Consider the following 24982-nt stretch of genomic DNA (forward strand, 5'->3'; position numbering starts at 1 on the left):
ACCCCGCGAGGGCCTCGCGCGCGGCCGCCGAGGCGCGGTCGAGCTCGGCGCCGACCGGCTCGACGTCCGGACCGGCGTCCGGGTCGACGTCCGAGCCGTCGGGAGTGCCGCCGCCCTCACCGGACACGGGTGACCTCGCCCGCCATCACGTCGACCCGCGCGCCGTGCAGCGCCTCGGGGACGTCGTCGACCACCGCGGCGGTGACCAGCACCTGCTCGGCGTCGGCCACCAGCTCGGCCAGGCGCTCGCGCCGGCCGACGTCCAGCTCGGCGAACACGTCGTCGAGCACGAGCACGGGGTCGCCGCCCTGCTCGTGGCGCAGCAGCTCATAGGACGCGAGCCGCAGCGCGAGCGCGTACGACCACGACTCGCCGTGGCTGGCGTACCCCTTGGCCGGCAGCGGGCCGAGCCGCAGCACCAGGTCGTCGCGGTGCGGGCCGACCAGGCACACGCCGCGCTCCAGCTCGGTGCTGCGCATCCGGCTGGTCTGCTCCAGCAGTCGCGCCTGCAGCAGCTCGCGGCCCAGGCCCGGCGCCTCGGCCACCTCGGCCGCGAGGTCGTCGCCGAGCGAGGACGAGTAGCTGAAGGCCGCCTCGCCCTGCCCCTGGCTGACCTGCTCGTAGGCGTGCCGCAGCGGGTCGGCCAGCTCGGCGAGCAGCCGCAGCCGCCCCGCGAGCACCTCGGCGCCCGCGGTGGCCAGGTGCTGGTCCCACACGTCGAGGGTGCGCACGTCGCCCTGCCCGCGCCGGATCGCCGCGCCGGCCGACTTCAGCAGCGCGCTGCGCTGGCGGACGACGCGTTCGTAGTCCTGCCGGACGCCGGCGTAGCGCGGGGCCCGGGCGACCAGCAGGTCGTCCATGAACCGGCGGCGCTCGCCGGGGTCGCCCTTGACGAGGGCGAGGTCCTCGGGCGCGAACAGCACCGTGCGCAGCAGGCCGAGCACCTCGCGGGCCCGCGGCACCGGGCCGCGGTTGACCCGCGCCCGGTTGGCCTTGCCGGGGGTGATCTCGAGCTCGACCAGGGTCGGCCGCTCGTCGCGCACCACCGAGGCCCGCACCACGGCCCGCTCGGCCCCGAGGCGCACGAGCGGCGCGTCCTGCGCGACGCGGTGGCTGCCGAGGGTCGCCACGTAGCCGACCGCCTCGACCAGGTTGGTCTTGCCCTGGCCGTTCGGGCCGACCAGCGCGGTGACGCCCGGCTCGAGCGCGAGCTCGACCTGCGGGTAGCTGCGGAAGTCGGTCAGCGACAGGTGGGCGACGTGCACGGGTCAGGGGGAGGGGTCAGCGGACGACGACGTCAGCCGTCGCTCTTGGCCGGCGAGCCCGGGGCCGACGGGCCCTGCTCGACGGCCTTGACCGCGTGACCGCCGAACTGGTTGCGCAGCGCGGCGACCGCCTTCATGGCGGGGGAGTCGTCCTGGCGCGAGACGAAGCGGGCGAACAGCGACGCCGCGATGACCGGCATGGGGACGGCGTTCTCGACGCCCTCCTGCACGGTCCACCGCCCCTCGCCCGTGTCGTCGACGTAGCCGCGGATCTGGTCGAGGTCGGGGTCGTCCTCGAGCGCGCGCACCATGAGGTCGAGCAGCCACGACCGCACGACGGTGCCGCGGCTCCACGCCTTGAAGGCGCCGGGGACGTCGGTGATGAGGTCCTTCTTCAGCAGCAGCTCGTAGCCCTCGGCGTACGCCTGCATCAGGCCGTACTCGATGCCGTTGTGCACCATCTTCGTGTAGTGCCCGGCACCGACCTCGCCCGCGTGGACGAAGCCCTCCTCGCGCGGGCCCTCGGGCCGCAGCGCGTCGAAGACCGGCATGGCGCGCTCGACGTTCGCGGCGGTGCCGCCGCACATCAGGCCGTAGCCGTTGTCCTTGCCCCAGATGCCGCCGGAGACGCCGCAGTCGACGAAGCCGATGCCCAGGCCGTCGAGGTGCTCGGCGTTCTGGGCGTCGTCCAGCCACTTGGAGTTGCCGCCGTCGATCACCAGGTCGCCGGCGTCGAGCAGCTCGCCCAGCTGCTCGACCGTCTGCCGGGTGGGATCGCCCGCGGGCACCATGATCCAGACCAGTCGCGGCGCCTCGAGCTGGCCGACCATGGCCTCGAGCGACTCGACGTCGCTGACGTCGGGGTTGCGGTCGTAACCGACGACCTCGACGCCGCCCGCCCGCAGCCGGGTGCGCATGTTGCCGCCCATCTTGCCCAGACCGATCAGACCGATCTTCATCTGCGCTCCCTCGGTGTCGGGTCGCCGGGACTGCCCGGGACTGCTGGGCCCCACTCTTGCGCGTCAGCCGGCGAGGCGCACCGGCATGAGCACGTACTGGAAGCTGTCGTCGGTCTCGCCCTCGACCTCGGCCTGGCCCGTGAGCAGGGCCGGCTTGGTCGGCTGGGTGAACGCCAGCCGCGCGAACGGGTGGTGCAGCGCGCCCAGCCCGTCGAGCAGGTACTGCGGGTTGAACGCGATCTCGAGGTCGTCGCCCGTGAGCGTCGCGTCGATCTGCTCGCTCGCCTGGGCGTCGTCGCCCTGCCCGGCCTCGATGATCACCGCACCGGCGCTGAACTTCAGCCGCACCGGGGTGTTGCGCTCGGCGACGAGTGCCACGCGCTTGACCGCCTCGACGAGCGGCGCGGTCTCGATGACCGCCTGCGCGTCGGACGTCGTCGGGAAGATCGAGGCGACCTTGGGGTACTCGCCGTCGAGCAGCCGCGAGGTGGTGCGGCGACGGCCGGCCTCGAAGCCGATCAGGCCGTCGCCACCACCGGTGCGGCCGAGCGCGAGCTCGACGGTGCCGCTGGCGCCGAGCGCGCGGGCGGTGTCGCCCAGCGTGCGGGCCGGCACGAGCGCCACAGCGGCCGCGTCGGTGCCCTCGGGCTGCCACTCGAGCGTGCGCATGGCCAGGCGGTAGCGGTCGGTGGCCAGCATGGTGATGCGCGAGCCCTCGATCTCGACCCGGACACCGGTCAGGATCGGCAGCGTGTCGTCGCGGCCGGCCGCGGTGGTGACCTGGCTGACGGCGGTGGTGAAGACGTCGCCCGCCACGGTGCCGGTGGACTGCGGCATGTCGGGCAGGGTCGGGTAGTCCTCGACCGGCATGGTCAGCAGCGTGAACCGGGACGAGCCGCAGGTGACCGAGACCTTGGAGTCCTGCGTCACGACGTCGACCGGCTGGGCCGGCAGGTTGCGCGAGATGTCGGCGAGCAGCCGGCCGGACACCAGCACGGTGCCGGCCTCGCTGACCTCGGCCGCGACCGAGACGCGGGCGCTGACCTCGTAGTCGAAGGCCGACAGCGTCAGGGTGCCGTCGTCGTGCGCCTCGAGCATCACGCCCGCGAGCACCGGCACGGGGGGACGGGTGGGCAGGCCGCGCGCCGCCCAGGTGACCGCCTCGGCCAGGACGTCGCGCTCCACGCGGAACTTCATGCCATTCCTCTCCACCGCACGGACGGGAGCCCGACCCTATCCGCCACGACCGACACGCGGTACCGCAAGGCCAGGAATCGGCCCGCGTCCCCAGGTCGGGCCCTCCCTGTCGTTCGTGGGGATCTCATCTCGTAGAGGTATCTCGTCACAGTCTTAGGTGGTGTGGATCCTGTGGACCGGCGCCGTCCGTGCAGGTCAGCGGGCCCGAGGCCTGTTGACGACCTGTGGGCCGTGCACCCCGTCGGCTGTGCGGACCCGTGGACGACGACGCGCCGCACCCAGCTCGTGCACTGTCGTCCACAGGTCGTCCCGAGGTCGTCCACGGCTCCGTCCACGGGTGGGTCCACGGGCGGTGGACGACGTCCGACCGCGCGCCCCGGGACGCTGAACCCCTGGTGAACCCGGTCGGTCCCTCCGGATGTCCTGTATGTGAACGGCGTCACATCCTGTCCACAGATCCACAGACTTACCCACAAGGTGTGGAGGGGATGACCCACCGGTGGCGCGAAACGGCGCCCTGACCGCGTCAGCGGCTCTGCTGCTTGATCCGGTTGGTCAGCTCGGTGACCTGGTTGAAGATGCTGCGGCGCTCGGCCATCAGCTGGCGGATCTTGCGCTCGGCGTGCATGACGGTGGTGTGGTCGCGGTTGCCGAACTGCTGGCCGATCTTGGGCAGCGACAGGTCGGTGAGCTCGCGGCACAGGTACATCGCGATCTGCCGGGCGTTCACCAGCACGCGCGAGCGCGAGGAGCCCTGCAGGTCGTCGATCGTCAGCCCGAAGTACGACGCGGTCTGGCCGATGATGACCGCCGAGGTGATCTCGGGGCTGCCGTCGCTGGGGATGAGGTCCTTGAGCACGATCTCGGCCAGCGACAGGTCGACCGCCTGGCGGTTGAGGCTGGCGAAGGCGGTGACGCGGATCAGCGCGCCCTCGAGCTCGCGGATGTTGGTCGAGATCCGGCTCGCGATGTACTCCATCACGTCGTCCGGCGCGGTCATCCGCTCGAGGATCGCCTTCTTGCGCAGGATCGCGATGCGCGTCTCGAGGTCGGGCGGCTGGACGTCGGTGATCAGCCCCCACTCGAACCGGCTGCGCATCCGCTCCTCGAAGCCGGACAGCTGCTTGGGCGGCAGGTCGGAGGTGATCACGACCTGCTTGTTCGCGTTGTGCAGCGTGTTGAAGGTGTGGAAGAACTCCTCCTGCGTCTGCACCTTGCCCTGCAGGAACTGGATGTCGTCGATCAGCAGGATGTCGACGTCGCGGTGCCGGCGCTGGAACGCCTGGGCCTTGTCGTCGCGGATCGAGTTGATGAAGTCGTTGGTGAACTCCTCGGAGTTCACGTACCGCACGCGCACGCCCGGGTAGAGGTTGCGGGCGTAGTGGCCGATCGCGTGCAGCAGGTGGGTCTTGCCCAGACCGGACTCGCCGTAGACGAACAGCGGGTTGTAGGCCTTGGCCGGCGCCTCGGCCACGGCGACCGCCGCGGCGTGCGCGAAGCGGTTGCTCGAGCCGATGACGAAGCTCTCGAAGACGTACTTGGGGTTCAGGTGCGCGGCCTGGGCCTCCTCGGCCGGCGTGCGCGGGCCCCCGCTGGACGGCGGCCGGGTCACCTCGTGCTCGGTGACGTCGACGGCCACCCCGCGGGACCCGTCGTGGTGCGTGCGCTCGTGCTCGGCCTCGTCGGGGTCGGACGGCGTCGCCTCGCGCGCCGCTGCCGCCTCGTCGACCGCCAGGGACAGGTCGAGCACCGGCTGGTCGCCGCCCAGCGAGGGGTCGACCGTGACCGCGAGCAGCACCTCGCGCTGCAGCTGGGCGCCGAGCGCGTCGATGACCTGCGCGCGCAGCCGCTGCTCGAGCACGTCCTTGGTGTAGTCGTTCGGGACGGCGACGAGCGCGGTGGCGTCGATCAGGCCGACGAGCTTGGCCAGGCGCAGGAACGCGCGCTGCTGCTGGGTCAGGCCGGCGTCGCCGAGAGCGGCGACGGTGCTCTGCCAGATGCGGGCCAGGTCGGGCTCGGTCACCTGCACCTGTCGTGCCCCTCTCCCTGCTCTGCACCGGTCGTCGTCCTGCGTGGCCCGCCCACTGTACGCATGTGGTCCACACGTTCATCCACAGCCTGTGGACGCCGCGGGAGAGACGGGTGCCCCGGAGCCTGAGACGGCGACGGTACACGACCGCCCGGGGCGTCGGGGGCGGAACCGGCGTGTCGGTCCCGAGCTCTCGCGCTCGACCCCGTCATGCTGGTGGGTTCGACGTCGTCCGGACGACGGCCGCCGGGTTTGACCCTCCGACGGCCCGGGCCGTACCGTGGTGCGGTCCCCCTCGTGGCGGCCGCTGTCGCATGCCCGCGCCCAGAGCGCGCGGGTGTCCGATGGTGGCCGGCGCCCACGCTTCCCAGGGGCCGCACCGCGCACTTCAGGAGATCTCGTGAGCAAGCGTACGTTCCAGCCGAACAACCGCCGTCGCGCCAAGACGCACGGCTTCCGTCTGCGCATGCGCACGCGTGCGGGCCGCGCCATCCTGGCCGGCCGTCGCCGCAAGGGCCGCGCCTCGCTCTCGGCCTGAGGGCGCGGGCGTGCTGCCCGCTGCGCACCGGATGCGCCGTCGCGAGGAGTTCACCCGCGCGGTGCGCCAGGGCCGGCGCCAGGGCAGCACCCACCTGGTGGCGCACCTGCTGCTGCCGGGCCCTGCCACCGGAGCGAGCCAGCCCATGGGCGACCCCGCCACGCCGCCCGCCGTCGAGCTGACGGCGGCAGCACCGATGCCGACGCCGCACCCCGCGCGCGTCGGCTTCGTCGTGTCCAAGGCCGTGGGACCCGCCGTCGTCCGCACCCGGGTCAAGCGCCGGCTGCGGGCCGTGGTTGCGGCCCGGTTGCCCCAGCTGCCGAGCGGCTCCCTGCTCGTCGTGCGGGCCAACCCTGCCTCGGCGCAGGCGACCTCGGCCGAGCTGGCCGCCTCGCTCGACCGTGCCCTCGGCCGCCTGCTGCCCACCCCGGCGGTGGGCGCATGAGCGAGCGCACCGAACGCACCGACCGGGCTGAGCGGCCGGGGCCGCTGGCCGTGGTGCTGCTGGTGCTCGTGCGCACCTACCAGCTCGTGATCTCGCCGTGGATCGCCCCGCGCTGCCGGTTCTACCCCTCGTGCTCGGCCTACGCCGTCACGGCGCTGCGCCGGCACGGCGCCCTCAAGGGCTCCTACCTGGCCGCGCGCCGGCTGCTGCGCTGCCACCCGTGGAACCCGGGCGGCGTCGACCACGTTCCTGCCAAGGGCGAGGCCACCACCCCCACCGACCACCCGACCGCGGCGGACGCCGTGGACGGTCGCACCGCCGACGGTCACCCGACCGCCGCCTGACCCCTTCGAGGACGTCACCGCATGGGCAAGATCCTGTACCCGCTCGAGTACGCCGTGGCCTGGATCATGGTGCACTTCCACAGCCTGCTGTCGACCCTGGGCCTGCCCGAGGAGTCCGGCTGGACCTGGGCGCTGTCGATCGTCGGCCTGGTGGTCGTCATCCGGATCATCCTGATCCCGCTGTTCGTCAAGCAGATCAAGGCCTCGCGCGGCATGCAGCTGATCCAGCCGCAGATGCAGGCGATCCAGAAGAAGTACAAGGGCAAGACCGATCCTGAGTCCCGCCAGGCGATGACCCAGGAGACGATGGCGCTCTACAAGGAGTCGGGCACCAACCCGCTGGCGAGCTGCCTGCCGATCCTGCTGCAGGCCCCCATCTTCTTCGCGCTGTTCCGGGTGCTCAACCAGTACGTGCGCCACTCGCAGGAGATCGGGCCGCTGACCAAGGCGCTCGCCACCCAGGCCGACAACTCCACGATCTTCGGCGCCACGCTGTCGTCGACCTTCATGAGCTCGACCGACGCCAACGTCAAGATCATCACCGTCGTCCTCATCATCCTGATGTCGGCCACGACCTTCACCACGCAGCGCCAGCTGATGATGAAGAACATGCCGGCGGCGGCGCTCGACAACCCGTTCGCCAAGCAGCAGAAGCTGCTGCTGTACGTGCTGCCGCTCGTCTTCGCGGTCTCCGGCGTGAACTTCCCGATCGGCGTCCTGCTCTACTGGCTGACCACCAACCTGTGGTCGATGGGCCAGCAGTTCTACGTGATCCGGCGCATGCCGGCGCCGGGCTCGCCGGCCGAGAAGGCGATGCTCGAGCGCAAGAAGCGGCACGGCAAGGGCGGGGACGCCGCGATCGCCGGGCCTCAGGACACGCCCCCGGACGACGCGCCGGTCGCCGGCCAGCGCCAGCAGCCCAAGCGCCAGGCGCGCGGCAAGCGCGGCGGCCGTCCAGGCACCGCCGGACCCAACCCGTCTGGCCCCCAGGACACGCCGCCGCCCAGCAAGCCGGCCGGGCAGACCACCGGCACGCCCAAGGGCGGCCAGCGCACCGGCCAGGGCAAGAAGGCACCGAAGTCCGGCGCCTGACCCGGTGCGCACCGCTCGACCCGACCTGCACCACCCCGTCCCACCGCCGCACCCCGCGCGGCCCGGTCGTCCCGACCGTCCCCAGGAGGAGCTCCGCATGACCGACACCACCCCGACCACGGACACCCTCGAGACCGAGACCGAGGCCGCACCGGCCCCTGTTTCACGTGGAACCGACGCCGCCGACCGCCTCGAGCGCGAGGGCGACGTCGCCGCTGACTACCTGGAGAAGTTGCTCGACGTGGCGGACCTGGACGGCGACATCGACGTCGACATCGACGGCGACCGGGCCGCGGTCGCGATCGTGGACTCGGACGAGGGCCGGGTGCCGCGCCGCCTGGTCGGCCGGGACGGCGAGGTGCTGGAGGCGCTGCAGGAGCTGACCCGCCTCGCGGTGCTGGCCCAGACCGGCGAGCGCAGCCGGCTCATGCTCGACGTCGCGGGTCACCGCGCTGCCCGCCGCGAGGCGCTCGTCGCCCGCGCGCACGAGGCGGTCGCCCAGGTGCGTTCGTCCGGCGAGCAGCTCGCCCTGGAGGCCATGACGCCGTTCGAGCGCAAGGTCGTGCACGACGCGGTCGCGGCCGAGGGCCTGTCGACCGAGTCCGAGGGCGTCGAGCCCGAGCGCCACGTCGTCGTCCTGCCGGCCTGACCGGCCTCCTCACGACCCCGTGACGCACGACGACCACGACGGTGGGGCACCGCCGGCAGCCACCGAGCTGCCGCCGGTGCCCTCCGCCGCCGAGGCCGTCTTCGCCGAGCAGCTTCCGCTGGCCGAGCGCTACGTCGAGCACCTCGCCTCGACCGGCGTCGCCCACGGCCTCATCGGGCCGCGCGAGGTGCCACGCCTGTGGGAGCGGCACGTCCTGAACTGCGCCGTGCTGTCCGACCTGCTGCCGCAGGGCGCCCGGGTGGCCGACATCGGCTCGGGGGCGGGCCTGCCCGGGCTGTGCCTGGCCGTGCGCCGTCCTGACCTGCACGTCGTGCTGGTCGAGCCGCTGCTGCGCCGGGTGACCTGGCTGGAGCAGGTGGTGGCCGACCTCGGGCTCGACCAGCGCGTCGCGATCCACCGCGGCCGGGCCCAGGAGGTCGTCGGCCGGGTCAGCGTGCCGTTCGTGACCGCCCGTGCCGTGGCGTCCCTCGACAAGCTGGCCGCCTGGGGCTTCCCGCTGCTCGAGCCGGGGGGCGCGCTGGTGGCCATCAAGGGCCGGTCGGCGGGCGAGGAGCTGGCGGGGCTGGCGGGCTGGCTGGACCAGGCCGGGGTGACCGGCGAGGTGGTCGAGGTCGGGGGCACGCTGCTGGCGGAGCCGACCGTCGTCGTCCGGCTCGACCGCGGCACCGGCCCCCTGCCCCGACCGGCTGCGGCGCCGACCCCCGGACGCCGGGCGCGCCGGGCGCGTCGGTCGGCGTGACCCGCCGCGCCGAGCGCATGATCGAGGGGTCGACCGCGACCCGGCGAACGACCCGACGAGCAACCCGGCGAACGACCCGACGTCCTGCCCGACGGCCTGGCGCGAGAGACTGTCCCGTCCCACCCCGACTGCCTGGAGGCCGAGCGTGACCACCGAGACCGACCACGGCACCGCCGCGGCCACCGGCCTGGGCTGGCCCCTCGGCGACCCTTCCGTCGACGTCGGCACCGACGACGGTCACCGGCCCCGCGGGCAGCGGCTCGGGTGGCCCGATGTTTCCCGTGAAACATCGCGCGACGACACGCCGCCAATCGCGGCCGTCCCGGTGCCCGCCGCCGATGTTTCCCGTGAAACGGTGACCCCTGTGAGCGCATCCGACCTCCCCGGTCCGTCGGCCGGACCGGCCGACGACCCGGCACCATCCGTCGTGGACGCCGAGGAGCTGGCCAGCGCGCTGCCCACCCCGGACGACGACACCCCCCTCGCGCAGGAGGTGGCCCACGACGCCCGCCGCCGCCTGGTGCTGCACGGCCAGCGCCTGCCGGTGCCGGACGAGACCCGGATCATGACGGTGGCCAACCAGAAGGGCGGCGTGGGCAAGACCACCACCACGGTGAACCTGGCCGCCGCCCTCGCCATGTCCGGGCTGCGGGTGCTGGTGCTGGACATCGATCCGCAGGGCAACGCCTCGACCGCGCTCGGCATCGACCACCACAGCGAGGTGCCGAGCATCTACGACGTGCTGGTCGACGGGTTGGCGCTGTCGGAGGTCGTGCAGGAGTGCCCGGACGTTCCTGACCTGTGGTGCGCCCCGGCGACCATCGACCTGGCCGGCGCCGAGATCGAGCTGGTCTCGCTCGTGGCGCGCGAGTCGCGCCTGCTGAAGGCCCTGCGCACCTACCTCGACGAGCGGGTGGCCGCGGGGGAGGAGCGGATCGACTACGTGCTCGTCGACTGCCCGCCCTCGCTCGGCCTGCTGACGGTCAACGCGTTCGTGGCGGCGCGCGAGGTGTTCATCCCGATCCAGTGCGAGTACTACGCGCTCGAGGGCCTCTCGCAGCTGCTGAAGAACGTGGACCTGATCAAGGCGCACCTCAATCCCGCGCTGCACGTCTCGACGATCCTGCTGACGATGTACGACGCCCGCACCCGGCTGTCGGCCGAGGTGGCCGACCAGGTGCGCGAGCACTTCCCGGACGTCGTCCTGCGCACGAGCATCCCGCGCTCGGTGCGGATCTCCGAGGCACCGAGCCACGGCCAGACCGTGATGACGTACGACCCCGGCTCCAGCGGGGCGCTGACCTACCTCGAGGCGGCCAAGGAGGTCGCCGAGCGAGGACGACGAAAGGGGACGGACGCGTGAGCGACAAGCGACGGGGGCTCGGCCGCGGGCTGGGTGCCCTCATCCCCTCCAGCTCGCCGGCCACCGCGACGGGCGAGCGTCCGGTCGACGTGTTCTTCCCGGGCAAGGACAGCACCGCCTCCGCCGAGGCGTCTGCCGACGTCACCTCTGGGGCGGACGAGCCGGACGAGGCCCCCGCGACGGATGTTTCACGGGAAACCACGCCCGACGGCCTGCTCCCGGTGCCCGGCGCCCGCTTCGCCGAGATCCCGGTCGGCGCGATCACCCCGAACCCGCGCCAGCCGCGCACCGTCTTCGACGAGGACGACATGGCCGAGCTGGTGCACTCGGTGCGCGAGATCGGCGTGCTGCAGCCCGTCGTCCTCCGGCCGCTCGACGGCAGCACCGACCGGTTCGAGCTCATCATGGGCGAGCGCCGCTGGCGGGCCAGCCAGGCCGCGGGCCTGGAGTCGGTGCCGGCGATCGTGCGCGAGACCGCCGAGGACGACCTGCTGCGCGACGCGCTGCTGGAGAACCTGCACCGCAGCCAGCTCAACCCGCTGGAGGAGGCGGCCGCCTACAGCCAGCTGCTCGAGGACTTCGGCTGCACGCACGAGGAGCTGGCCGGTCGCATCGGCCGCTCTCGCCCGCAGATCTCGAACACGCTGCGCCTGCTGAAGCTGCCCCCGCTGGTGCAGCGCCGGGTCGCCGCGGGCGTGCTGTCGGCCGGCCACGCACGGGCCCTGCTCGGCCTGCCGGACGGCTCGGCGATCGAGCGCTTGGCGCAGCGCATCGTGGCCGAGGGCCTGTCGGTACGCGCGGTCGAGGAGATCGTCGCGCTCGGCGGCGACGACGCCCCCGCCGCGCCGCGGGCCAAGAAGCCGCGCGCCGGCGGGCGGCACGGCGAGCTCGACGACCTCGCCGCCCGGCTGTCGGACCGCTTCGACACCCGCGTGCAGATCGCGCTGGGGCGCCGCAAGGGCCGCCTCAGCGTGGAGTTCGCCAGCGTCGAGGACCTCAACCGGATCGTGGCCCTGCTGGCCCCGGGCGACGCGGCGTTCGTGCCGGACGGGCGCCAGCCGGGCTGAGCCCGATCACCCGGGCAGGGACTTCCGGGCGGCTGGCCCGCGGTCGTACGATGCCCGTGGGCTGACCGGGAGGAACCCAGATGCAGGACGTCGTCGCGCCGCGGGGCGCCAGCACGCCCGTGCGTCGGCTGGTCCGCTACGGCGTGACCGGTCTGGCCCTCGGCGGCCTGGTCGGCTACCTGGGGGCGCTGGTGCTGCCACGGCGGTACCCGCAGCCCGAGAACGGCTACCAGGCCCCGGTCCCGGTGCGGCTGGTGCCGCAGCAGCGGGTCGACCTCGGCGCGGGCGAGGCGGCAGACCCGGCGACGTCCGACGCGGCGACCGCGGGGTCGCGATGACGACCGGGGTCGAGTGAGCGGACGCCGGCTCGAGCCGCTGACCCTCGACTCGCTGCAGGACCTGCCGGCGCGCTGCCGCTCGTGCGTCTTCTGGGAGCTCGCGCCCGTCCCCGCCGACCAGGCCCAGCGCGCGGGAGGCACCGAGCTGGAGAAGGAGGCGTGGCTGTCGGCCGCGCTGCTGGAGTGGGGCTCGGTAGGCCGCCTGGCCTACGTCGACGACGTCCCGGCGGGGTACCTGGTGTACGCGCCGGCCCACCTGGTGCCGCGCTCGGTGGCCTTCCCGACCGCGCCGGTCAGCGGGGACGCCGTGCTGCTGATGACCGGGCGGATCAGCCCGGAGTTCACCGGCGGCGGGCTGGGCCGGATGCTCGTCCAGGGCGTGGCCAAGGACCTCACCCGGCGCGGGATCCGGGCGATCGAGGCGTTCGGCCTCGAGGCCGGCACGGCGCCGGACGGCGACCGGTACGCCGCGCCGCCGGGCTGCGTGCTCCCGGCGGACTTCCTGCGCAGCGTGGGCTTCAAGACCGTGCGCCCGCACCACCGGCACCCACGGCTGCGGCTGGACCTGCGCACCACGCTCTCGTGGCGCGAGGACGTCGAGCAGGCGCTCGAGCGGTTGCTCGGCTCGGTGCGCGCGCCGGTGCTCACCGGCACCTGACGAGGCGCTCGCAGACGCCAGAACCGTTGCAGCACAACAGTTCTGGGCGGATCAGCTCTGGTGGGCCCGCGCCATGACGTCGGCGATGTTCAGGGTGCCGGTGGTGGCGTCGTCCGCCTCGGGCAGGTACACGCGCTGCACCGCCACGACGATCGCCTCGGCCACGGTGTCGCGGAAGGCCGGGTCGCCCAGACGGGCCGCGTCCCCGGCGTGGCTGAGGTGCCCGACCTCGAGCCGGACGGCCGGCATCGCGGTGTGCCGCAGCACGTCCCACGTGCGCGGGTGCACCCGGCAGTCGAGCAGGTCGGTGCGCGCGACGATCTCGCGCTGCACGAGCGAGGCGAGCTGCTCGCCGGTGGCCGACCAGGCCCCGCCGCCGTCGGCCGCGCCGTAGAAGAACGACGCGACGCCGTGGGCCTGCGGCGCGTGGGCCATCGACTCGCAGTGCAGCGAGAGCACCAGGTCGGCGCCGAGCGAGTTGGCCAGCTCGGCCCGCTCGAGCTGGGTCGGGTTGCCGGTCAGGCCACGGGTCAGCACCACCTGCACGCCGACGGCGGCGAGGCGACCCTCGACCCGGCGCGCGAGGTCGAGGGTGATGTCGGCCTCGCGCAGGTCGCCCGCGACGGCCCCGGGGTCGTCGCTGGAGTGCCCCGGGTCGACCACGACGACGCGGCCGCGCAGGTTCGGGCCGGCCGAGCGCACGCGGTCGGCCTCGCGCAACGCGTGCGGCGCCCCGCCGGTGACCGCGCGGGCCAGCTGCTGCAGCGCTCGTAGCGTGTGCGGGCCGGCCAGGCCGTCGGCGCGCAGCCCGACGCCGCGCTGGAAGTCGCGCAGCGCCTCGTCCGTGGCCGGGCCGAAGACGCCGTCGACGCGGCCGCAGGGGTAGCCGAGACCCAGCAGCCGCTGCTGCAGGGCCGCGACGTCGTCGCCGCTCACCAGGTGGCCCGGCGTGTGCAGCAGGATGCGGTCGCCGAGCAGCCAGCGCGCGCCGTCCAGGGCCCGGTAGGTCTGCGCGCCCACCACGCCGTCGACGAGCATGCCGCGGCGCTGCTGGAAGGCGCGGACGGCGCGCTCGACGTCCGCGTCGAAGGTGTCGTGGCGGGCGGCCGAGGCGGGCAGGTCGCCGGTGGCGACGAGCCGCTCGCGGACGGCGCGCACCTGCGGGCCGTGGTCGCCGGGGCGCAGCTCGGCTCCGGGCGCGGTGGAATGGGTCATCGTCACCCCCTCGCGGTTCCAGACGTCGGGTCGGGCGGTGCGGCCCCCGCCGGCACGCTCAGGGAAAGGGTAGCCGGGTCGGGGCCGGCCAGCAGCACCACGGCCCGCCCCCGATCGGGAGCGGGCCGTGGTGCTGGTGCGCGGGTCGTGGCGTGCTCAGCCGATGAAGTCGGCCAGCTCGCGCACGATCATCGGCTTGGGGCGCGCGCCGGTGATGGACTTGACCAGCTCGCCCTTGACGTAGACGTTCATCGTCGGCAGGCCGGTGACGCCGTAGCGGGCCGCCACGGCGGGGTTCTCGTCGGTGTTGATCTTGACGACGGAGATCTTGTCGGGGTGCTCGCCCGCGATCTCGTCCAGGATCGGGGAGACGGCACGGCACGGGCCGCACCAGGGGGCCCAGAAGTCGACGAGCACGGGCTTGTCGTGCGCCAGGACGTCGTCGTCGAAGGTGGCGTCGGTGGTCTCGCGGACGGTCATCGGGAACCTCTCGATCTGCGGCGGGTGGGGCCGGTAGGACGGGTGGGGCGGGTGGGGTGCTCGGGCCAGCCTGGCACCGGGCACCGACGGCGGGCCGGGGCTCAGACGGCGGCCACGGCCTCCTCGCGGGCGGGCACGGGGTCGTCGGCCAGGTCGGCCAGGTAGCGCTCGGCGTCCAGCGCCGCGACGCAGCCCGAGCCGGCCGCGGTGATCGCCTGCATGTACTCGTGGTCGACGACGTCGCCGCAGGCGAAGACGCCGGGCAGCGAGGTGCGCGAGCTGCGGCCGTCGACCTGCACGAAGCCCTCGGGCGTCAGCTCGACCTGGTCGGCGAACAGCTCGGTGCGCGGGTCGTGGCCGATCGCCACGAACAGGCCGGTGACGTCGAGCTGGTCGTCGGCGCCGGTGACGGTGTCGCGGACGGCGAGCCCGGTGACCTTGTCGTCGCCGAGGACGTCGGTGACCTGGGTGTTCCAGCGGAAGGCGATCTTGTCGTTGGCCTCGGCGCGGTCCTGCATGACCTTGGACGCGCGCAGCTCGTCGCGGCGGTGGACCACCGTGACCGAGCGGGCGAACTTGGTCAGGAAGGTCGCCTCCTCCATCGCCGAGTCACCACCGCCGACGACCACGATGTCCTTGTCGCGGAAGAAGAAGCCGTCGCAGGTGGCGCACCACGAGACGCCGCGGCCGGAGAGCCGCTTCTCGTTCTCGAGGCCGATCTCGCGGTAGGCGGAGCCGGTGGCGAGGATCACGGTGCGCGCCTGGTGGGTGGTGCCGCGACCGGTGACGACGGTCTTGAGGTCGCCCTCGAGGTGGGCCTCGACGACGTCGTCCGTCACGAGCTCGGCGCCGAAGCGCTCGGCCTGCGCGCGCATCTGCTCCATGAGCTCGGGGCCCATGATGCCGTCCTTGAACCCGGGGTAGTTCTCGACCTCGGTGGTGTTCATCAGGGCACCGCCGAAGGTGACCGAGCCCTCGAAGACCAGCGGGCGCAGGTTGGCGCGCGCCGCGTAGACCGCGGCGGTGTAGCCGGCCGGGCCGGACCCGATGATGATCACGTCGCGGACGTCGTCGCTCACGAAGAGGCCTTCCAGTGCGGGGCTGCCGGGGTGCCCGGCGGGGTGCGGGAGTGCACACCTTTCAAGCCATCGTAGGGCCGCGATGTTCCCGTCGGGCGGTGCGCCACGGGCCCCGGGACGGGTGGGGCGCAGGGGGCGTCGAGCGGCCGGTCAGCGAGCGGTCGTGAAGTACTTCGTGCCGTCCTGGCCGGGGGCGCAGGACGTCGACACGACCCAGATCTCGCGCCCGCCGCCGGTGGCCGGCAGCACGACGACGGCCGCCGGCTGGCCCTCGAACCGGGCGACGTCGACGAGCAGCGGCCGGGCCGCCCCCGCGCCGAGGGCGGCCACGCAGCTCGCGACACCGGTGGCGTCGGAGAGCGGGCCCTGCACGCCGGCCACGCCGCTGCTGGTCTTGCGGGCCAGCGTGGCGTCGACCTCGCGGGCCAGGCCGGCGCGGGTGTAGTCGGTGCCGGAGGCGATGCTGCGGACGACGCCCTGGCCAGTGCCCTGCTCAGCGTCGTCGCCGGCCGAGCGCTGGGCGATCGAGGCGGCCGCACCCCCCGCGGCCGAGGAGTCGGCGCCGCCGCTGCCGGGCATGATCTGGCTCAGCGCCGCTCCGCCGCCCGCGACGAGCACGAGGGCGGCCGCGACGGCGAGCAGCGGACGACGGCGCCGGGCCGAGGGGGCCGAGCCGATCGGCACCACGGTGCTGCCGGCCTCCGCGCTGCCGGCGGCGGGGTCGTCGTCCGGCACGGAGTCGAGGGGGCGGCCCAGCGGTTCGGCCGCGGCGAGCTGCCGCAGCGTGGTGGACAGCCGCTCGACGACGTCGTCCGGGGCGGGTCCGGGGTCGGGCAGGCCGGCCAGCAGGGCGCGGACCTCCTGCTGCGCCGCCAGGTCGGCCTGGCAGCGCGCGCAGCCCGCGACGTGCGGGTCGGCAGCGGCCGCGTCGAGGTCGCCGAAGGCGTCCAGCGCGGGGTGGGTCACGGCCGGCCTCCTTCGGGATCGGGGGTGGCTGCCACGGGTGGGACGTCGGAGGAGGCCTCGGGGTTCCCTGCCCGCACCTGCAGCAGTGGCAGCAGCGCCGCCCGGCCGCGAGCGCAGCGGGACTTCACGGTGCCCTCGGCCACGCCCAGCACCTGCGCGGCCTCGGCGACCGACAGGCCGTGCATGTCGACGAGCACGAGCGCCTGGCGCTGGTGCTCGGGGATCTGCTCGAGCGCGGCCCGGACGTCGATCGCCACCTCGGTGCTCGCGTGGTCGTCGTGCCGGTCGGCGGGCTCCTGCTCGGGCAGCGCCACGGTGGGTCGGGACGCCCGGCGCCGCACGCGGTCGAGGCAGGCGTTGACGACCACCCGGTGCAGCCAGGTGGTGACCGCCGCCTCGCCGCGGTAGCTGCCGGCGCGGCGGTAGGCCGACACCAGCGCGTCCTGCAGCGCGTCGGCCGCCTCCTCGCGGTCGCCGAGGGTGCGTACCGCGACGGCCCACAGCCGGTCGCGGTGCCGGCGCACCAGCTCGCCGAACGCGTCGACGTCCCCCTCGACGTGCGCGGCGAGCAGCTCGGCGTCGGTGGTGTCCTCGTACCGGGACGCGGTCGTCGTCCCGGTGGTCATGCGGGCCTCACGAGACGGTGACCTCCGCGACCTCGGCCCGGTATCCGCCGTCGACCTGCGCGGGCACCGTGAACCACAGCACCACCGAGCCGACCTCGACCGGCGACGAGGGCTTGAGCGTCACCGTGCCGGCGGCGTCGGTGGCGGTGTCGAGCACCCGCCCGAGGGAGTCGCCGTCGGCGGTGCGCAGCTCGATCGTGCCGCCGCCCGCCCCGACCCGGACCTTGACCTGGCTGACGCGCTGCTGGCCGTCGAGCTCGAGCAGCAGGCCGACGCCCTTCTTCAGCCCGCCGAACTCGGGCGACTTGTAGGTGTCGGACACCCACGCCGTCGAGGCCTTGCCGTCGTGCGCCAGCTTCGCCTGGTCGTCCTTCTCGTTGCCGTCGCCCTGCGGGTCGAAACCGCGGGCCGAGGCGATCTCGAGGGTCTCTGACGACGGCGCGGTCGACGTCCGGGAGGTGGCGCTCGCGCTCGGCCGGGTGGTGGCCGTGGTGGTGGACGAGGAGTCGTCGTCCCCGCCGACGACGGACGGGACGAAGGCGTTGTCGCCCAGGCCGCGCAGCCCGCAGTAGGCCAGCACCAGGAACACCGCGACGAACACGCCCACCAGCGCCAGCGCGGTGCCGCTGCGGCGGCGCTCGCCGTCGTCGCGGCCGGGCTCGGTGCGTCCGCCGCCGGGCACGACGTCGTCGCCGTACGGGTCGTCGTCGTACCCGTCGCCGTAGCCGCCGCGCACGTCGTGGAACAGGGCGTCGCGGTCGTCGTCGTCGGCGTCCCAGCGGGTCTCGGCCGGTACCGGTCGCTCGGGGGTGTTCTCGGGGGTGGTCTCGACCGAGGGGAGCACGCCGGTGGCCGCCACCGGCGCGAGCGTGCTGGTCGCGTCGACCGGCTTCGGCTCGGGCTCGGTGCGGTGCTGCTCCGGGACGGCGGGCGGTGCGGTGGGCAGCGGGGGCCGCTTCGTGGGCGCGAGCAGGTGCGGGAAGGTGCCGTCGGCCCGCTCGACCTGGCGCTGGCGGCCCCACGGCGCGATCTGCCGGGCCAGGTCGCCGGGCGAGTCGGGAGCACCCGCGCCGGCGAAGGTCTGCGCGCACAGGGTGTCGAGGTCGGCCGGAGCCCCGGTGACGATCTGCGCGGGGGCCACCGGCTTGCCCGCGACCAGCGGTGCGGCCGGCAGCTCGCTGCCCCCGGGCAGGGGCCAGGTCGCGGTGAGCGTGGCGTACGCGAGCGCCACCAGGTCGCGGGTGTCGAGGTCGGTGGCCTCGTCGCTGCTGAGCTCGCCCCGCCCGCCGCCGACCTCGACGCCGTCCAGCGCGGCTGCGGTGGCCAGGTCGGTGACCTTGACCGTGCCGTCGTCGAACAGCCGCACGGTGCTGGGCGTCAGGCGCAGGTGGTGCAGGCCGCGGTGGCGGGCGTTCTCGAGGGCGAGCGCCGCCTCGCCGACGACGGTGCGGGCGCTGTCGGCCGCGAGGGGTCCGCCGCGCAGCTGGGTCTCGAGCGAGTCGGCGGCCAGCCACTCGGTGACGACGAAGGTGATCTCGTCGTCGGTGCCGACGTCCAGCACGCGCACCAGGCGCGGGTCCTCGACGGCGGCCGCCCGGCGCGCGGCGTCCAGCACCGCCTCGCCGTGCGGGTGGTCGGCCCCGACGGCGCGCAGGTGCACCAGCCGGTCCAACGTCTCGTCGTGCGCCTGCCAGGTCGACGACGCGTCCGCGCCGTCGAGCCGGCGCCGCAGCACGTAGCGCCCGCCGAGGACGCTCCCCGGTCCCACCCTGTTCAGCGTCGGCCTCCCCTCGGCGCGCGTGCGACCCGCGGACGGCTCGGCCGCGGCGGTCCCATGGTAGGGCTCGGACCCCGGCCCGGTCCCGATCCTGCGGTGCGACCCACGGACGTCCGGGTCAGCGGCCGAGGGTGGGGCGGGCGGCACCGATGATGCGGCCGTAGCCAACCGGGCCGATCTTGACGTTCGAGCCGGTCTGCGGCGCGTAGAGCGAGAGCCCGTTGCCGATGTACATGCCGACGTGGTGGATGGTGCCCGGGTTGCTGACGTCGGTCGCGTAGAAGACGAGGTCGCCCGGCGCGAGCTGGTCGAGCGGGACGTGGGGCAGCGCGGCGTACTGGGCGCGCGAGGTGCGCGGCAGCGGGACGCCGGCCTGCGCGTAGGCCCAGAGCATCAGGCCCGAGCAGTCGAAGGACGTCGGCCCGGTGGCGCCCCACACGTAGGGCAGGCCGAGGCGGGTGGCGGCGGCGGAGACGGCGGCGGCCGCGACGGCGTTGGGGGCCGGGACGTCAGGCAGCTGCTGCGAGCCGGCGGTCGCGCCCTCGAGCCCGTGGCCGGCGGCGTCGGTGATGCCGCCGAGCCCCAGGGCCTGCGCGTCCTGCACGGCGCGGGCGAGCGCGGCGCCCGCGGCCTGCTGGCGCTGCTGCTCGACGAGCGCGACCACGGCGTCGTCGGCCTTCGCGACGAGAGCGCGCTGGCGCGAGATGGCGCTGGTGACGGCGGCGGCGGCCTGGTCGGCGGCGAGCTGGCGGGCCACGGTGACGGCGCGCGAGCGACCGGCGGCGGCTGCCGTGGCCTCGTGCCGGCGCACCGAGGCGGCCTGGATCTGGGCGGTGTCGGCGTCGTCCACGACGATCGCGCCGACCGCGTCGTCGACGGCGTGCCAGCGCACCAGCGCGTCGTCCAGCGAGGCGCTCTGCAGCACGGTCGCCGTGAGGCCGATCGGCCCGCCGCTCTGGTAGATGGCGCGCACCCGGGCGGCGGCCTGGTCGGCGCTCGCGGCGGCAGCGCGCTGGCTGTCGATGGCGTCGGTGGTGGCGGCGACCTGGCCGGTCGTGGCCTGCAGCAGCGCCTCGTTGGCGGCGTCGTAGCGCTCGACGGCGAGGTCCTGCTCGACGGCCAGGGCGTCGAGGCGGGCGCGCAGGGCGTCGGCCTGGTGCTGCAGCTGGGCGACGCTCGGGTCGGCCGACGCCGGTGCCGCGGGCAGCACGACCGCGGCGAGCACGCCCGCCACGGCCAGCGCCGCGACGCGGGCGAGCGGCCGCGAGGTCACGCCGTGCTCCGCCCGATCGCCGCGGCGTCGACGAGGCAGACCTTGCGCAGCGGGCCGATGTGCTGGGCGACCAGCGTCGAGGCCTCGCGCTCGATGGTGAAGTGGGCGGTGCCGTCGGCGTCGACGGCGAACGACTCCGGCACGACGACGTTGAGCGGGTTCGCCTCGGCGGCGGCCTTCTGCGCGTCGGCGAGCGAGGCGCGGGCGTCGTGCGTGCGCTGCCAGGTCTCGCTCGCGGCGCGGGCCGCGGTGTCGCCCTGGTCCTCGACCGACATCTTGGTGGTGCCGATCGAGATCGCGTCGAACGCGACGACGCCGAAGACGGCCAGGATGACCACGATCTTCACGAGCCAGCCCAGCACGATGTCACCCCGGTCGCTCGTGGGGGTGCGCAGGTCACAGCTCGCCATGCCCATCAGGTCGGACGACGCGGGGCCCGACTTGAGCGTTATCGGCCTCGTCGACCCGGCAGGCGGCGCAGCACCGGCTCGGCGACCTCGTCCAGCTCGCTCACGTGCAGCAGCCGGCAGACCAGCACGTAGGTGACCGCGACCAGCGAGCCGCCGACGACGAGCACCAGCACCGCGGCCGGCTTCGTCGTCCCGAGCGCGCCGTGCACGCCCCACGCGACGAGCCGCCCGACGACCACGGCCGGCACGGCGGCGCAGGCCAGCCGCACGTAGGTGCGCAGCACCCGTCGTCCGTCGAGGGCCCCGCCGAGCCGGCGGTGCAGCGTCACCGCCGACAGCACCGCGCCCACCGCGTACCCCAGGGCCATGCCCAGCCCGATGCCGACGACGATGTCGCTCGGGTCGAGGTAGCGCCCGCTGAGGTAGCTGGTGACCGCGATGGTCACGACGACCGGGATCTGGATGAAGAACGGGGTGCGCGCGTCGCCGAAGGCGTAGAACGCGCGCTGGAACAGGTACTGGGCGCTGAACGGCACCAGGCCGAGCATCATCGCCGTGGCGGCGAGCGCGATCGCCCGGGTGTCGGCCGGGCTGTTCTTCAGGAACAGGGTGTCGGTGAGCTCGGAGCCGACGGCGACCATGCCGGCCAGCGCGAGCACCGTCGCGACGCCGGTGAGCCGCAGCCCCACCGAGACGTCGCGGCGCACGGTGCGCAGGTCGCCGGCGTCCGCCGCGTGGCTCATCCGCGTGAAGAGCGCGGTCACCAGCGAGACCGTCACCAGCGAGTGCGGCAGCATGAACAGCAGGAACGCGTTGCCGTAGGAGTTCTGGCCCGGCCCGCCCGCGGCGCCGGCTGCGTTGACCGCCTTCGCGGTGACGATGTATCCGAGCTGGCCCATCAGGGCGGCGGCGAACGTCCATCCGGCCACGGCGCCCGCTGACCCGAGCCCGACGCCGCGCAGCCCGAGCCGGGGTCGGTAGTGGAACCCCATGCGGCGCAACGGCACCAGCAGCACCACGGCCTGGACGACGACCCCGAGGGTCGCGGTGCCGGCCAGCAGCGCGATCTCGCCCGACGTCCAGCTCGACGGCGGGTGCGGGTTGGTCCGGCCGTCGAAGCCGCCGATCCAGAAGAACATCGCCACCAGCCCGGCGATGGCCACGACGTTGTTGGCCACCGGCGCCCACATGTAGGCGCCGAAGTGGCCGCGCGCGTTGAGCACCTGGCCGAGCACCGTGTAGACGCCGTAGAAGAAGACCTGCGGCAGGCACCAGACGGCGAAGGCGACGCACAGCGCTCTTGTGCTCGCGTCCCAGGTGAAGTGGCTGGGCTTGAGCACCACCGGCACGAGCGGCGCGAGCGCGGTGGCCACCACGGTCACCGCGGCGAGGCCGAGCAGCGACAGGGTCAGCAGCCGGTCGAGGAACGCCTGCCCGCCGTCGTCGTGCCGGGCCGCCCGCACGATCTGCGGCACCAGGATCGCGTTCAGCAGGCCGCCCGCGATGAGGTTGTAGAGCTGGTTCGGCACGGTGTTCGCGGTCGCGAAGGTGTCGGCCGCGAGCGCGCCGCTCACCCCGAGCAGGCCGGTGAGCAGCGAGGTGCGGACGAAGCCCAGGATGCGCGAGGCGAACGTGCCCGCCGCCATGACGGACGTCGACCGCATCAAGCTCGGGTCGCCGGAGCGCGACTCGCTCATGCACCGTCCTCGAGGTCGGGGGACGTCAGCGTCTCACGCGGGGTGGTCGCCGCCCGGGCCCGCCGCCGCGGCCGGCGCAGCGCGCGCACGAGCCCCACCGCGAGCACCAGCCCGACGACGACCCCGCCCACCGTGAGCACCCAGGAGTCGGTGGGGCGCACCCGGACCTTGACCTGCTCGGTGGCGCCGAGCACCGCACCGGACGGCGCGAGCAGCTGCGCCTGCAGCGCCACCTCGCCGCTCGCGAGCGCCCGCACCGGCACCCGGACGCTGGCGCGGGTGCCCGGCTGCAGCGTGAGCGGGTCGCTGACCTCCTGGCTGACGACGAGCCGCGGGCTGGGCGCGACGACCTTCAGCCGCAGGTCGTGCACCGGCTGGTCGAGGTCGTTGCTGATGGTGAGCACCAGCTGGCCCGAGCTGCGCAGGAACGTGATGGTGGTCGGCAGCACGCGCACCTGGCGGGTGAGCCGGGCGACGTCCTGGCGCTCGCGCTGCTGCCGCGCGGGGAGCTCGGTGCGGTGACCCCGCCAGGTCGACGAGAACAGGTCGAGCGTCGAGCGCTGCAGGCCCGCCGTCGTCCCGACCGGGTCGTCGACCACCTCGCCGAGGGCCGAGAGCTGCGAGCGCAGGCCGAGACCGACCTGGACGTCGGCCCCGCGGATCCCCTGCACGCGTCGTCCGCGCGGGGCCGGGCCCTCGCGCCGGGCCAGCGTCGAGCTGTCGCCGCGGTCGGCGGCGGGCGCGAGCAGCGCGTCGAGCGGCGTGGTGCGCAGCCAGGGCGCGGCGGACGCGGCGGCCACGGCCGAGCGGAAGGCCGTCGGGTCGAGCTCGGCGGTGCGCGACACCGTGACGAGCAGCCGGCGGCTCAGTCCCGGGCGCTCGGTGGTGGCGGCGGCCGTCTCGGCCAGCAGCCGGCTGGTGCTCGCGGCGTTCGTGCGCCGGGTGCGGGCCAGCAGGCCCGAGAGCGCGCTGTCGGACAGCACGGCCGTGGTGTCCTGGGGCAGGCTCGTGGTGCGGGCGTCCGGCGTGTAGCTCAGCGCCTCGACCAGCGGACGGGTGCGGTCGTCGAGCACCAGCGCGCTCGTGCCCTGCCCGGCCAGGGCCGTGACCAGCTCGTCGCTCGCGTACCCGTCGGCCGGCCAGACGACGTCCGTGCGCGGGGTGACCCCGAGCACCTCGGTGATGGTGCCCGCGCCGGCGGCCCGGGCGGCGGGCAGCACGGCGAGCGCCCCGGCGTCGCCCAGCGCCTCGAGGTCGGGGTCGGCGTACGGCAGCTCGACCACCTCGCGCCCGACCGCGGCCGCCTTGAGGTCGGCCAGGTAGTCGCGGACCACGGCCCGGTCGGCGGCGCCGGCGTCCGTGCCGTCGCCGTCCCCGCCGGTCGTCGGGCTGCCGGTGCCGGTGGGCGTCGTCGCCGTCCCCCCGCTCGTGGCGGTGCCGGTGGACGTCGGCGAGCTCGTGCCGGGAGCCGTGGCCGCCTGCTGCAGGGTCGAGAGCAGCTCGGGGTCGACGGCCCAGACCACTCCTGGGCCGGAGGCGGCGTCGAGCAGGTCGCGCAGCCGCGAGCCGGGGCCGACCGCTGCCGCCGTGCGCGCCAGCTGCTGCGCGGCGTCGCCGGTGCCGGCGACCGGTCCGGGCAGCCCGGTGAACGGCACCAGCCAGGTGATCTGCTGCGCCTCGTACTGGCGGCTCTCGGGCTGCCACTGCAGCGTGGTGCGGGTCAGCGCCACCTGGTCGCGCTCGCCGCCCTCGGGCGTGGCCCGCGCGTCGACGACCAGCGGGTAGACGCCGAACTCGGGGCCGAGCGCGAGCGCCCCGGCCGGGACGTCGAGCACGAAGCGGGCGCGACCGCCCGGTGCGAGGGGGTGCGGCAGGGTGACGGACGGCTCGACCGGGACGCCCTCGCGCTGGTCCTTGCCGTCGAGCCAGGCGGCGACGTCCAGCCGCGTGCCGAGCCGGCCGCCCACGGCGCGCAGCCGCACGACCACCTCGTCCAGCGGCGCGGTGCCGGTGTTGGTGATGCTGCCCTTGACCTGCACGGTGGCGTCGCGGGTGACCAGGCTCGGAGCGACGGCGGTGAGGGTGATGCGGGCGGGCAGCGGTTCGCCGGGTTCGGCGGCCGCCGCGCGGGGCAGCGGGTGCAGGGTCGTGGGCGCCACGAGCGGTGCGCCGACGGCGAGCACGCCGAGCAGCGCGGCCAGCAGCGGCCGCAGGACCCGCGCGGTCACGAGATGTCCGCGAGCCGGCGGGCGGCCTGGCCCGCGATCCTGCGCTCGTTGGGGAAGGTCAGCTTCGCGTCGAGCTCGCCGACCGGCACCCAGGCGACGTCGATGGCCTCGGCGTCCGGGTCGTCCTCGATGGTCAGGCGGCCGCCCACCTTCTCCAGGAGGTAGTGGTGCACCACCTTGTGGATCCGCTTGTCGGGCACCGAGAACCAGTAGTCGATGGTGCCGAGGGAGGCGAGCACGCGACCCCGGATGCCGGTCTCCTCGGCGACCTCGCGCACGGCGGCCTGCTCGAGCGTCTCGTCGCCCTCCAGGTGGCCCTTGGGCAGGCACCACTCGACCCGGCCGGCCCGGTTGCGGCGGGCGATCAGCGCCACCCGCGGCTCGCCGTCCGAGCGGTCGACGACCAGCCCGCCGGCCGACGTCTCCTCGACCGACGGCAGCCGTCGAGCAGGGCGCGGCGAGGGGTGGGGCACGGCGTCACTCTAACGAGCGGGTCGCCCGGCCCCGCGCCACCTGACCTAGGCTGT

General features: G+C 74.6%; 25 protein-coding genes. 10 read left to right on the forward strand and 15 right to left on the reverse strand.

Going from position 1 to position 24982, the window contains the following annotated elements:
* Positions 1-116: 116 nt before the first annotated feature.
* The 4 genes from recF to dnaA all read right to left on the reverse strand — a co-directional run bounded on the left by recF (position 117) and on the right by dnaA (position 5444).
* Positions 117-1265, reverse strand: a complete 1149-nt coding sequence (gene recF / locus ACYVJ4_RS06815) for a DNA replication/repair protein RecF (RefSeq protein ID WP_460459359.1) — start codon at positions 1263-1265, stop codon at positions 117-119.
* Positions 1266-1297: 32 nt separating this feature from the next.
* Positions 1298-2278 (reverse strand): phosphogluconate dehydrogenase (NAD(+)-dependent, decarboxylating), encoded by a 981-nt coding sequence (gene gnd, locus ACYVJ4_RS06820; RefSeq protein ID WP_460459360.1) that lies wholly within the window; start codon positions 2276-2278, stop codon positions 1298-1300.
* A gap of 9 nt (positions 2279-2287) precedes the next feature.
* Entirely contained in the window at positions 2288-3421 is a 1134-nt protein-coding gene (dnaN, locus tag ACYVJ4_RS06825; RefSeq protein WP_460459361.1) for a DNA polymerase III subunit beta, read from the reverse strand.
* A gap of 526 nt (positions 3422-3947) precedes the next feature.
* Positions 3948-5444: a chromosomal replication initiator protein DnaA gene (gene dnaA / locus ACYVJ4_RS06830; protein ID WP_460459362.1), complete on the reverse strand. Its 1497-nt coding sequence runs from the start codon at positions 5442-5444 to the stop codon at positions 3948-3950.
* A gap of 406 nt (positions 5445-5850) precedes the next feature.
* Between dnaA and rpmH the strand changes: the two genes are divergently transcribed.
* The 10 genes from rpmH to ACYVJ4_RS06880 all read left to right on the forward strand — a co-directional run bounded on the left by rpmH (position 5851) and on the right by ACYVJ4_RS06880 (position 12704).
* The gene (rpmH, locus tag ACYVJ4_RS06835; protein WP_106850187.1) at positions 5851-5988 is read left to right on the forward strand and encodes a 50S ribosomal protein L34; all 138 of its coding nucleotides are present in this window, start codon (positions 5851-5853) and stop codon (positions 5986-5988) included.
* 10 nt (positions 5989-5998) lie between these two features.
* On the forward strand, positions 5999-6433 hold the full coding sequence (rnpA, locus tag ACYVJ4_RS06840) for a ribonuclease P protein component (RefSeq protein ID WP_460459363.1): 435 nt from the start codon (positions 5999-6001) through the stop codon (positions 6431-6433).
* Positions 6430-6777 carry a membrane protein insertion efficiency factor YidD gene (gene yidD / locus ACYVJ4_RS06845; RefSeq protein ID WP_460459364.1) on the forward strand — a complete coding sequence of 116 codons (348 nt, stop codon included), beginning with the start codon at positions 6430-6432 and terminating at the stop codon, positions 6775-6777. The genes rnpA and yidD overlap by 4 nt, the downstream gene beginning before the upstream one ends.
* A 21-nt stretch (positions 6778-6798) precedes the next feature.
* On the forward strand, positions 6799-7869 hold the full coding sequence (yidC, locus tag ACYVJ4_RS06850) for a membrane protein insertase YidC (protein WP_460459365.1): 1071 nt from the start codon (positions 6799-6801) through the stop codon (positions 7867-7869).
* Positions 7870-7966: 97 nt separating this feature from the next.
* Positions 7967-8518: a Jag family protein gene (locus ACYVJ4_RS06855; RefSeq protein WP_460459366.1), complete on the forward strand. Its 552-nt coding sequence runs from the start codon at positions 7967-7969 to the stop codon at positions 8516-8518.
* A gap of 19 nt (positions 8519-8537) precedes the next feature.
* Positions 8538-9278 (forward strand): 16S rRNA (guanine(527)-N(7))-methyltransferase RsmG, encoded by a 741-nt coding sequence (gene rsmG / locus ACYVJ4_RS06860; RefSeq protein WP_460459367.1) that lies wholly within the window; start codon positions 8538-8540, stop codon positions 9276-9278.
* A gap of 427 nt (positions 9279-9705) precedes the next feature.
* Positions 9706-10641, forward strand: coding sequence for a ParA family protein (locus ACYVJ4_RS06865; RefSeq protein WP_460459387.1), 936 nt, complete (start codon positions 9706-9708; stop codon positions 10639-10641).
* Complete coding sequence (locus ACYVJ4_RS06870) at positions 10638-11708, forward strand: ParB/RepB/Spo0J family partition protein (protein ID WP_460459368.1); 1071 nt, start codon at positions 10638-10640, stop codon at positions 11706-11708. The genes ACYVJ4_RS06865 and ACYVJ4_RS06870 overlap by 4 nt, the downstream gene beginning before the upstream one ends.
* A gap of 80 nt (positions 11709-11788) precedes the next feature.
* Positions 11789-12046, forward strand: a complete 258-nt coding sequence (locus ACYVJ4_RS06875; RefSeq protein ID WP_460459369.1) for a hypothetical protein — start codon at positions 11789-11791, stop codon at positions 12044-12046.
* Between the two features lie 13 nt (positions 12047-12059).
* On the forward strand, positions 12060-12704 hold the full coding sequence (locus ACYVJ4_RS06880; RefSeq protein WP_460459370.1) for a GNAT family N-acetyltransferase: 645 nt from the start codon (positions 12060-12062) through the stop codon (positions 12702-12704).
* 51 nt (positions 12705-12755) lie between these two features.
* Here the strand turns inward: ACYVJ4_RS06880 and ACYVJ4_RS06885 are convergent, their stop codons facing one another.
* The 11 genes from ACYVJ4_RS06885 to ACYVJ4_RS06935 form a co-directional block, all read right to left on the reverse strand.
* Entirely contained in the window at positions 12756-13919 is a 1164-nt protein-coding gene (locus ACYVJ4_RS06885; RefSeq protein ID WP_460459371.1) for an N-acetylmuramoyl-L-alanine amidase, read from the reverse strand.
* Positions 13920-14075: 156 nt separating this feature from the next.
* Complete coding sequence (gene trxA, locus ACYVJ4_RS06890; protein WP_460459372.1) at positions 14076-14399, reverse strand: thioredoxin; 324 nt, start codon at positions 14397-14399, stop codon at positions 14076-14078.
* A 101-nt stretch (positions 14400-14500) separates the two neighbouring features.
* Positions 14501-15478 carry a thioredoxin-disulfide reductase gene (gene trxB / locus ACYVJ4_RS06895; protein WP_460459373.1) on the reverse strand — a complete coding sequence of 326 codons (978 nt, stop codon included), beginning with the start codon at positions 15476-15478 and terminating at the stop codon, positions 14501-14503.
* A 150-nt stretch (positions 15479-15628) separates the two neighbouring features.
* Positions 15629-16444 carry an anti-sigma factor gene (locus ACYVJ4_RS06900; protein WP_460459374.1) on the reverse strand — a complete coding sequence of 272 codons (816 nt, stop codon included), beginning with the start codon at positions 16442-16444 and terminating at the stop codon, positions 15629-15631.
* Positions 16441-17070, reverse strand: a complete 630-nt coding sequence (gene sigM / locus ACYVJ4_RS06905; RefSeq protein ID WP_460459375.1) for an RNA polymerase sigma factor SigM — start codon at positions 17068-17070, stop codon at positions 16441-16443. Before sigM ends, ACYVJ4_RS06900 begins: the two co-directional genes overlap by 4 nt.
* A gap of 7 nt (positions 17071-17077) precedes the next feature.
* Positions 17078-18838: a protein kinase family protein gene (locus tag ACYVJ4_RS06910; protein ID WP_460459376.1), complete on the reverse strand. Its 1761-nt coding sequence runs from the start codon at positions 18836-18838 to the stop codon at positions 17078-17080.
* A gap of 127 nt (positions 18839-18965) precedes the next feature.
* Entirely contained in the window at positions 18966-20120 is a 1155-nt protein-coding gene (locus ACYVJ4_RS06915; RefSeq protein WP_460459377.1) for a C40 family peptidase, read from the reverse strand.
* Positions 20117-20530 carry a hypothetical protein gene (locus tag ACYVJ4_RS06920; RefSeq protein WP_460459378.1) on the reverse strand — a complete coding sequence of 138 codons (414 nt, stop codon included), beginning with the start codon at positions 20528-20530 and terminating at the stop codon, positions 20117-20119. The genes ACYVJ4_RS06915 and ACYVJ4_RS06920 overlap by 4 nt, the downstream gene beginning before the upstream one ends.
* Before the next feature lie 38 nt (positions 20531-20568).
* On the reverse strand, positions 20569-22227 hold the full coding sequence (gene murJ / locus ACYVJ4_RS06925; protein WP_460459379.1) for a murein biosynthesis integral membrane protein MurJ: 1659 nt from the start codon (positions 22225-22227) through the stop codon (positions 20569-20571).
* A complete protein-coding gene (locus ACYVJ4_RS06930; protein WP_460459380.1) occupies positions 22224-24455 on the reverse strand; it encodes a DUF6049 family protein in 2232 nt (743 codons plus the stop codon). The genes murJ and ACYVJ4_RS06930 overlap by 4 nt, the downstream gene beginning before the upstream one ends.
* On the reverse strand, positions 24452-24928 hold the full coding sequence (locus ACYVJ4_RS06935; RefSeq protein WP_460459381.1) for an NUDIX hydrolase: 477 nt from the start codon (positions 24926-24928) through the stop codon (positions 24452-24454). Before ACYVJ4_RS06935 ends, ACYVJ4_RS06930 begins: the two co-directional genes overlap by 4 nt.
* Positions 24929-24982: the final 54 nt, after the last annotated feature.

The sequence above is a fragment of the Angustibacter peucedani genome (assembly GCF_054779595.1).

What these genes read in the sequence shown, in the direction of transcription:
- yidC (WP_460459365.1), top strand. Translation starts at nt 6,799, where the DNA reads ATGGGCAAGATCCTGTACCCGCTCGAGTACGCCGTGGCCTGGATCATG.
- trxA (WP_460459372.1), bottom strand. Translation starts at nt 14,399, where the DNA reads ATGACCGTCCGCGAGACCACCGACGCCACCTTCGACGACGACGTCCTG.
- yidD (WP_460459364.1), top strand. Translation starts at nt 6,430, where the DNA reads ATGAGCGAGCGCACCGAACGCACCGACCGGGCTGAGCGGCCGGGGCCG.
- ACYVJ4_RS06920 (WP_460459378.1), bottom strand. Translation starts at nt 20,530, where the DNA reads ATGGCGAGCTGTGACCTGCGCACCCCCACGAGCGACCGGGGTGACATC.
- dnaN (WP_460459361.1), bottom strand. Translation starts at nt 3,421, where the DNA reads ATGAAGTTCCGCGTGGAGCGCGACGTCCTGGCCGAGGCGGTCACCTGG.
- murJ (WP_460459379.1), bottom strand. Translation starts at nt 22,227, where the DNA reads ATGAGCGAGTCGCGCTCCGGCGACCCGAGCTTGATGCGGTCGACGTCC.
- ACYVJ4_RS06875 (WP_460459369.1), top strand. Translation starts at nt 11,789, where the DNA reads ATGCAGGACGTCGTCGCGCCGCGGGGCGCCAGCACGCCCGTGCGTCGG.
- ACYVJ4_RS06855 (WP_460459366.1), top strand. Translation starts at nt 7,967, where the DNA reads ATGACCGACACCACCCCGACCACGGACACCCTCGAGACCGAGACCGAG.
- sigM (WP_460459375.1), bottom strand. Translation starts at nt 17,070, where the DNA reads ATGACCACCGGGACGACGACCGCGTCCCGGTACGAGGACACCACCGAC.
- ACYVJ4_RS06885 (WP_460459371.1), bottom strand. Translation starts at nt 13,919, where the DNA reads ATGACCCATTCCACCGCGCCCGGAGCCGAGCTGCGCCCCGGCGACCAC.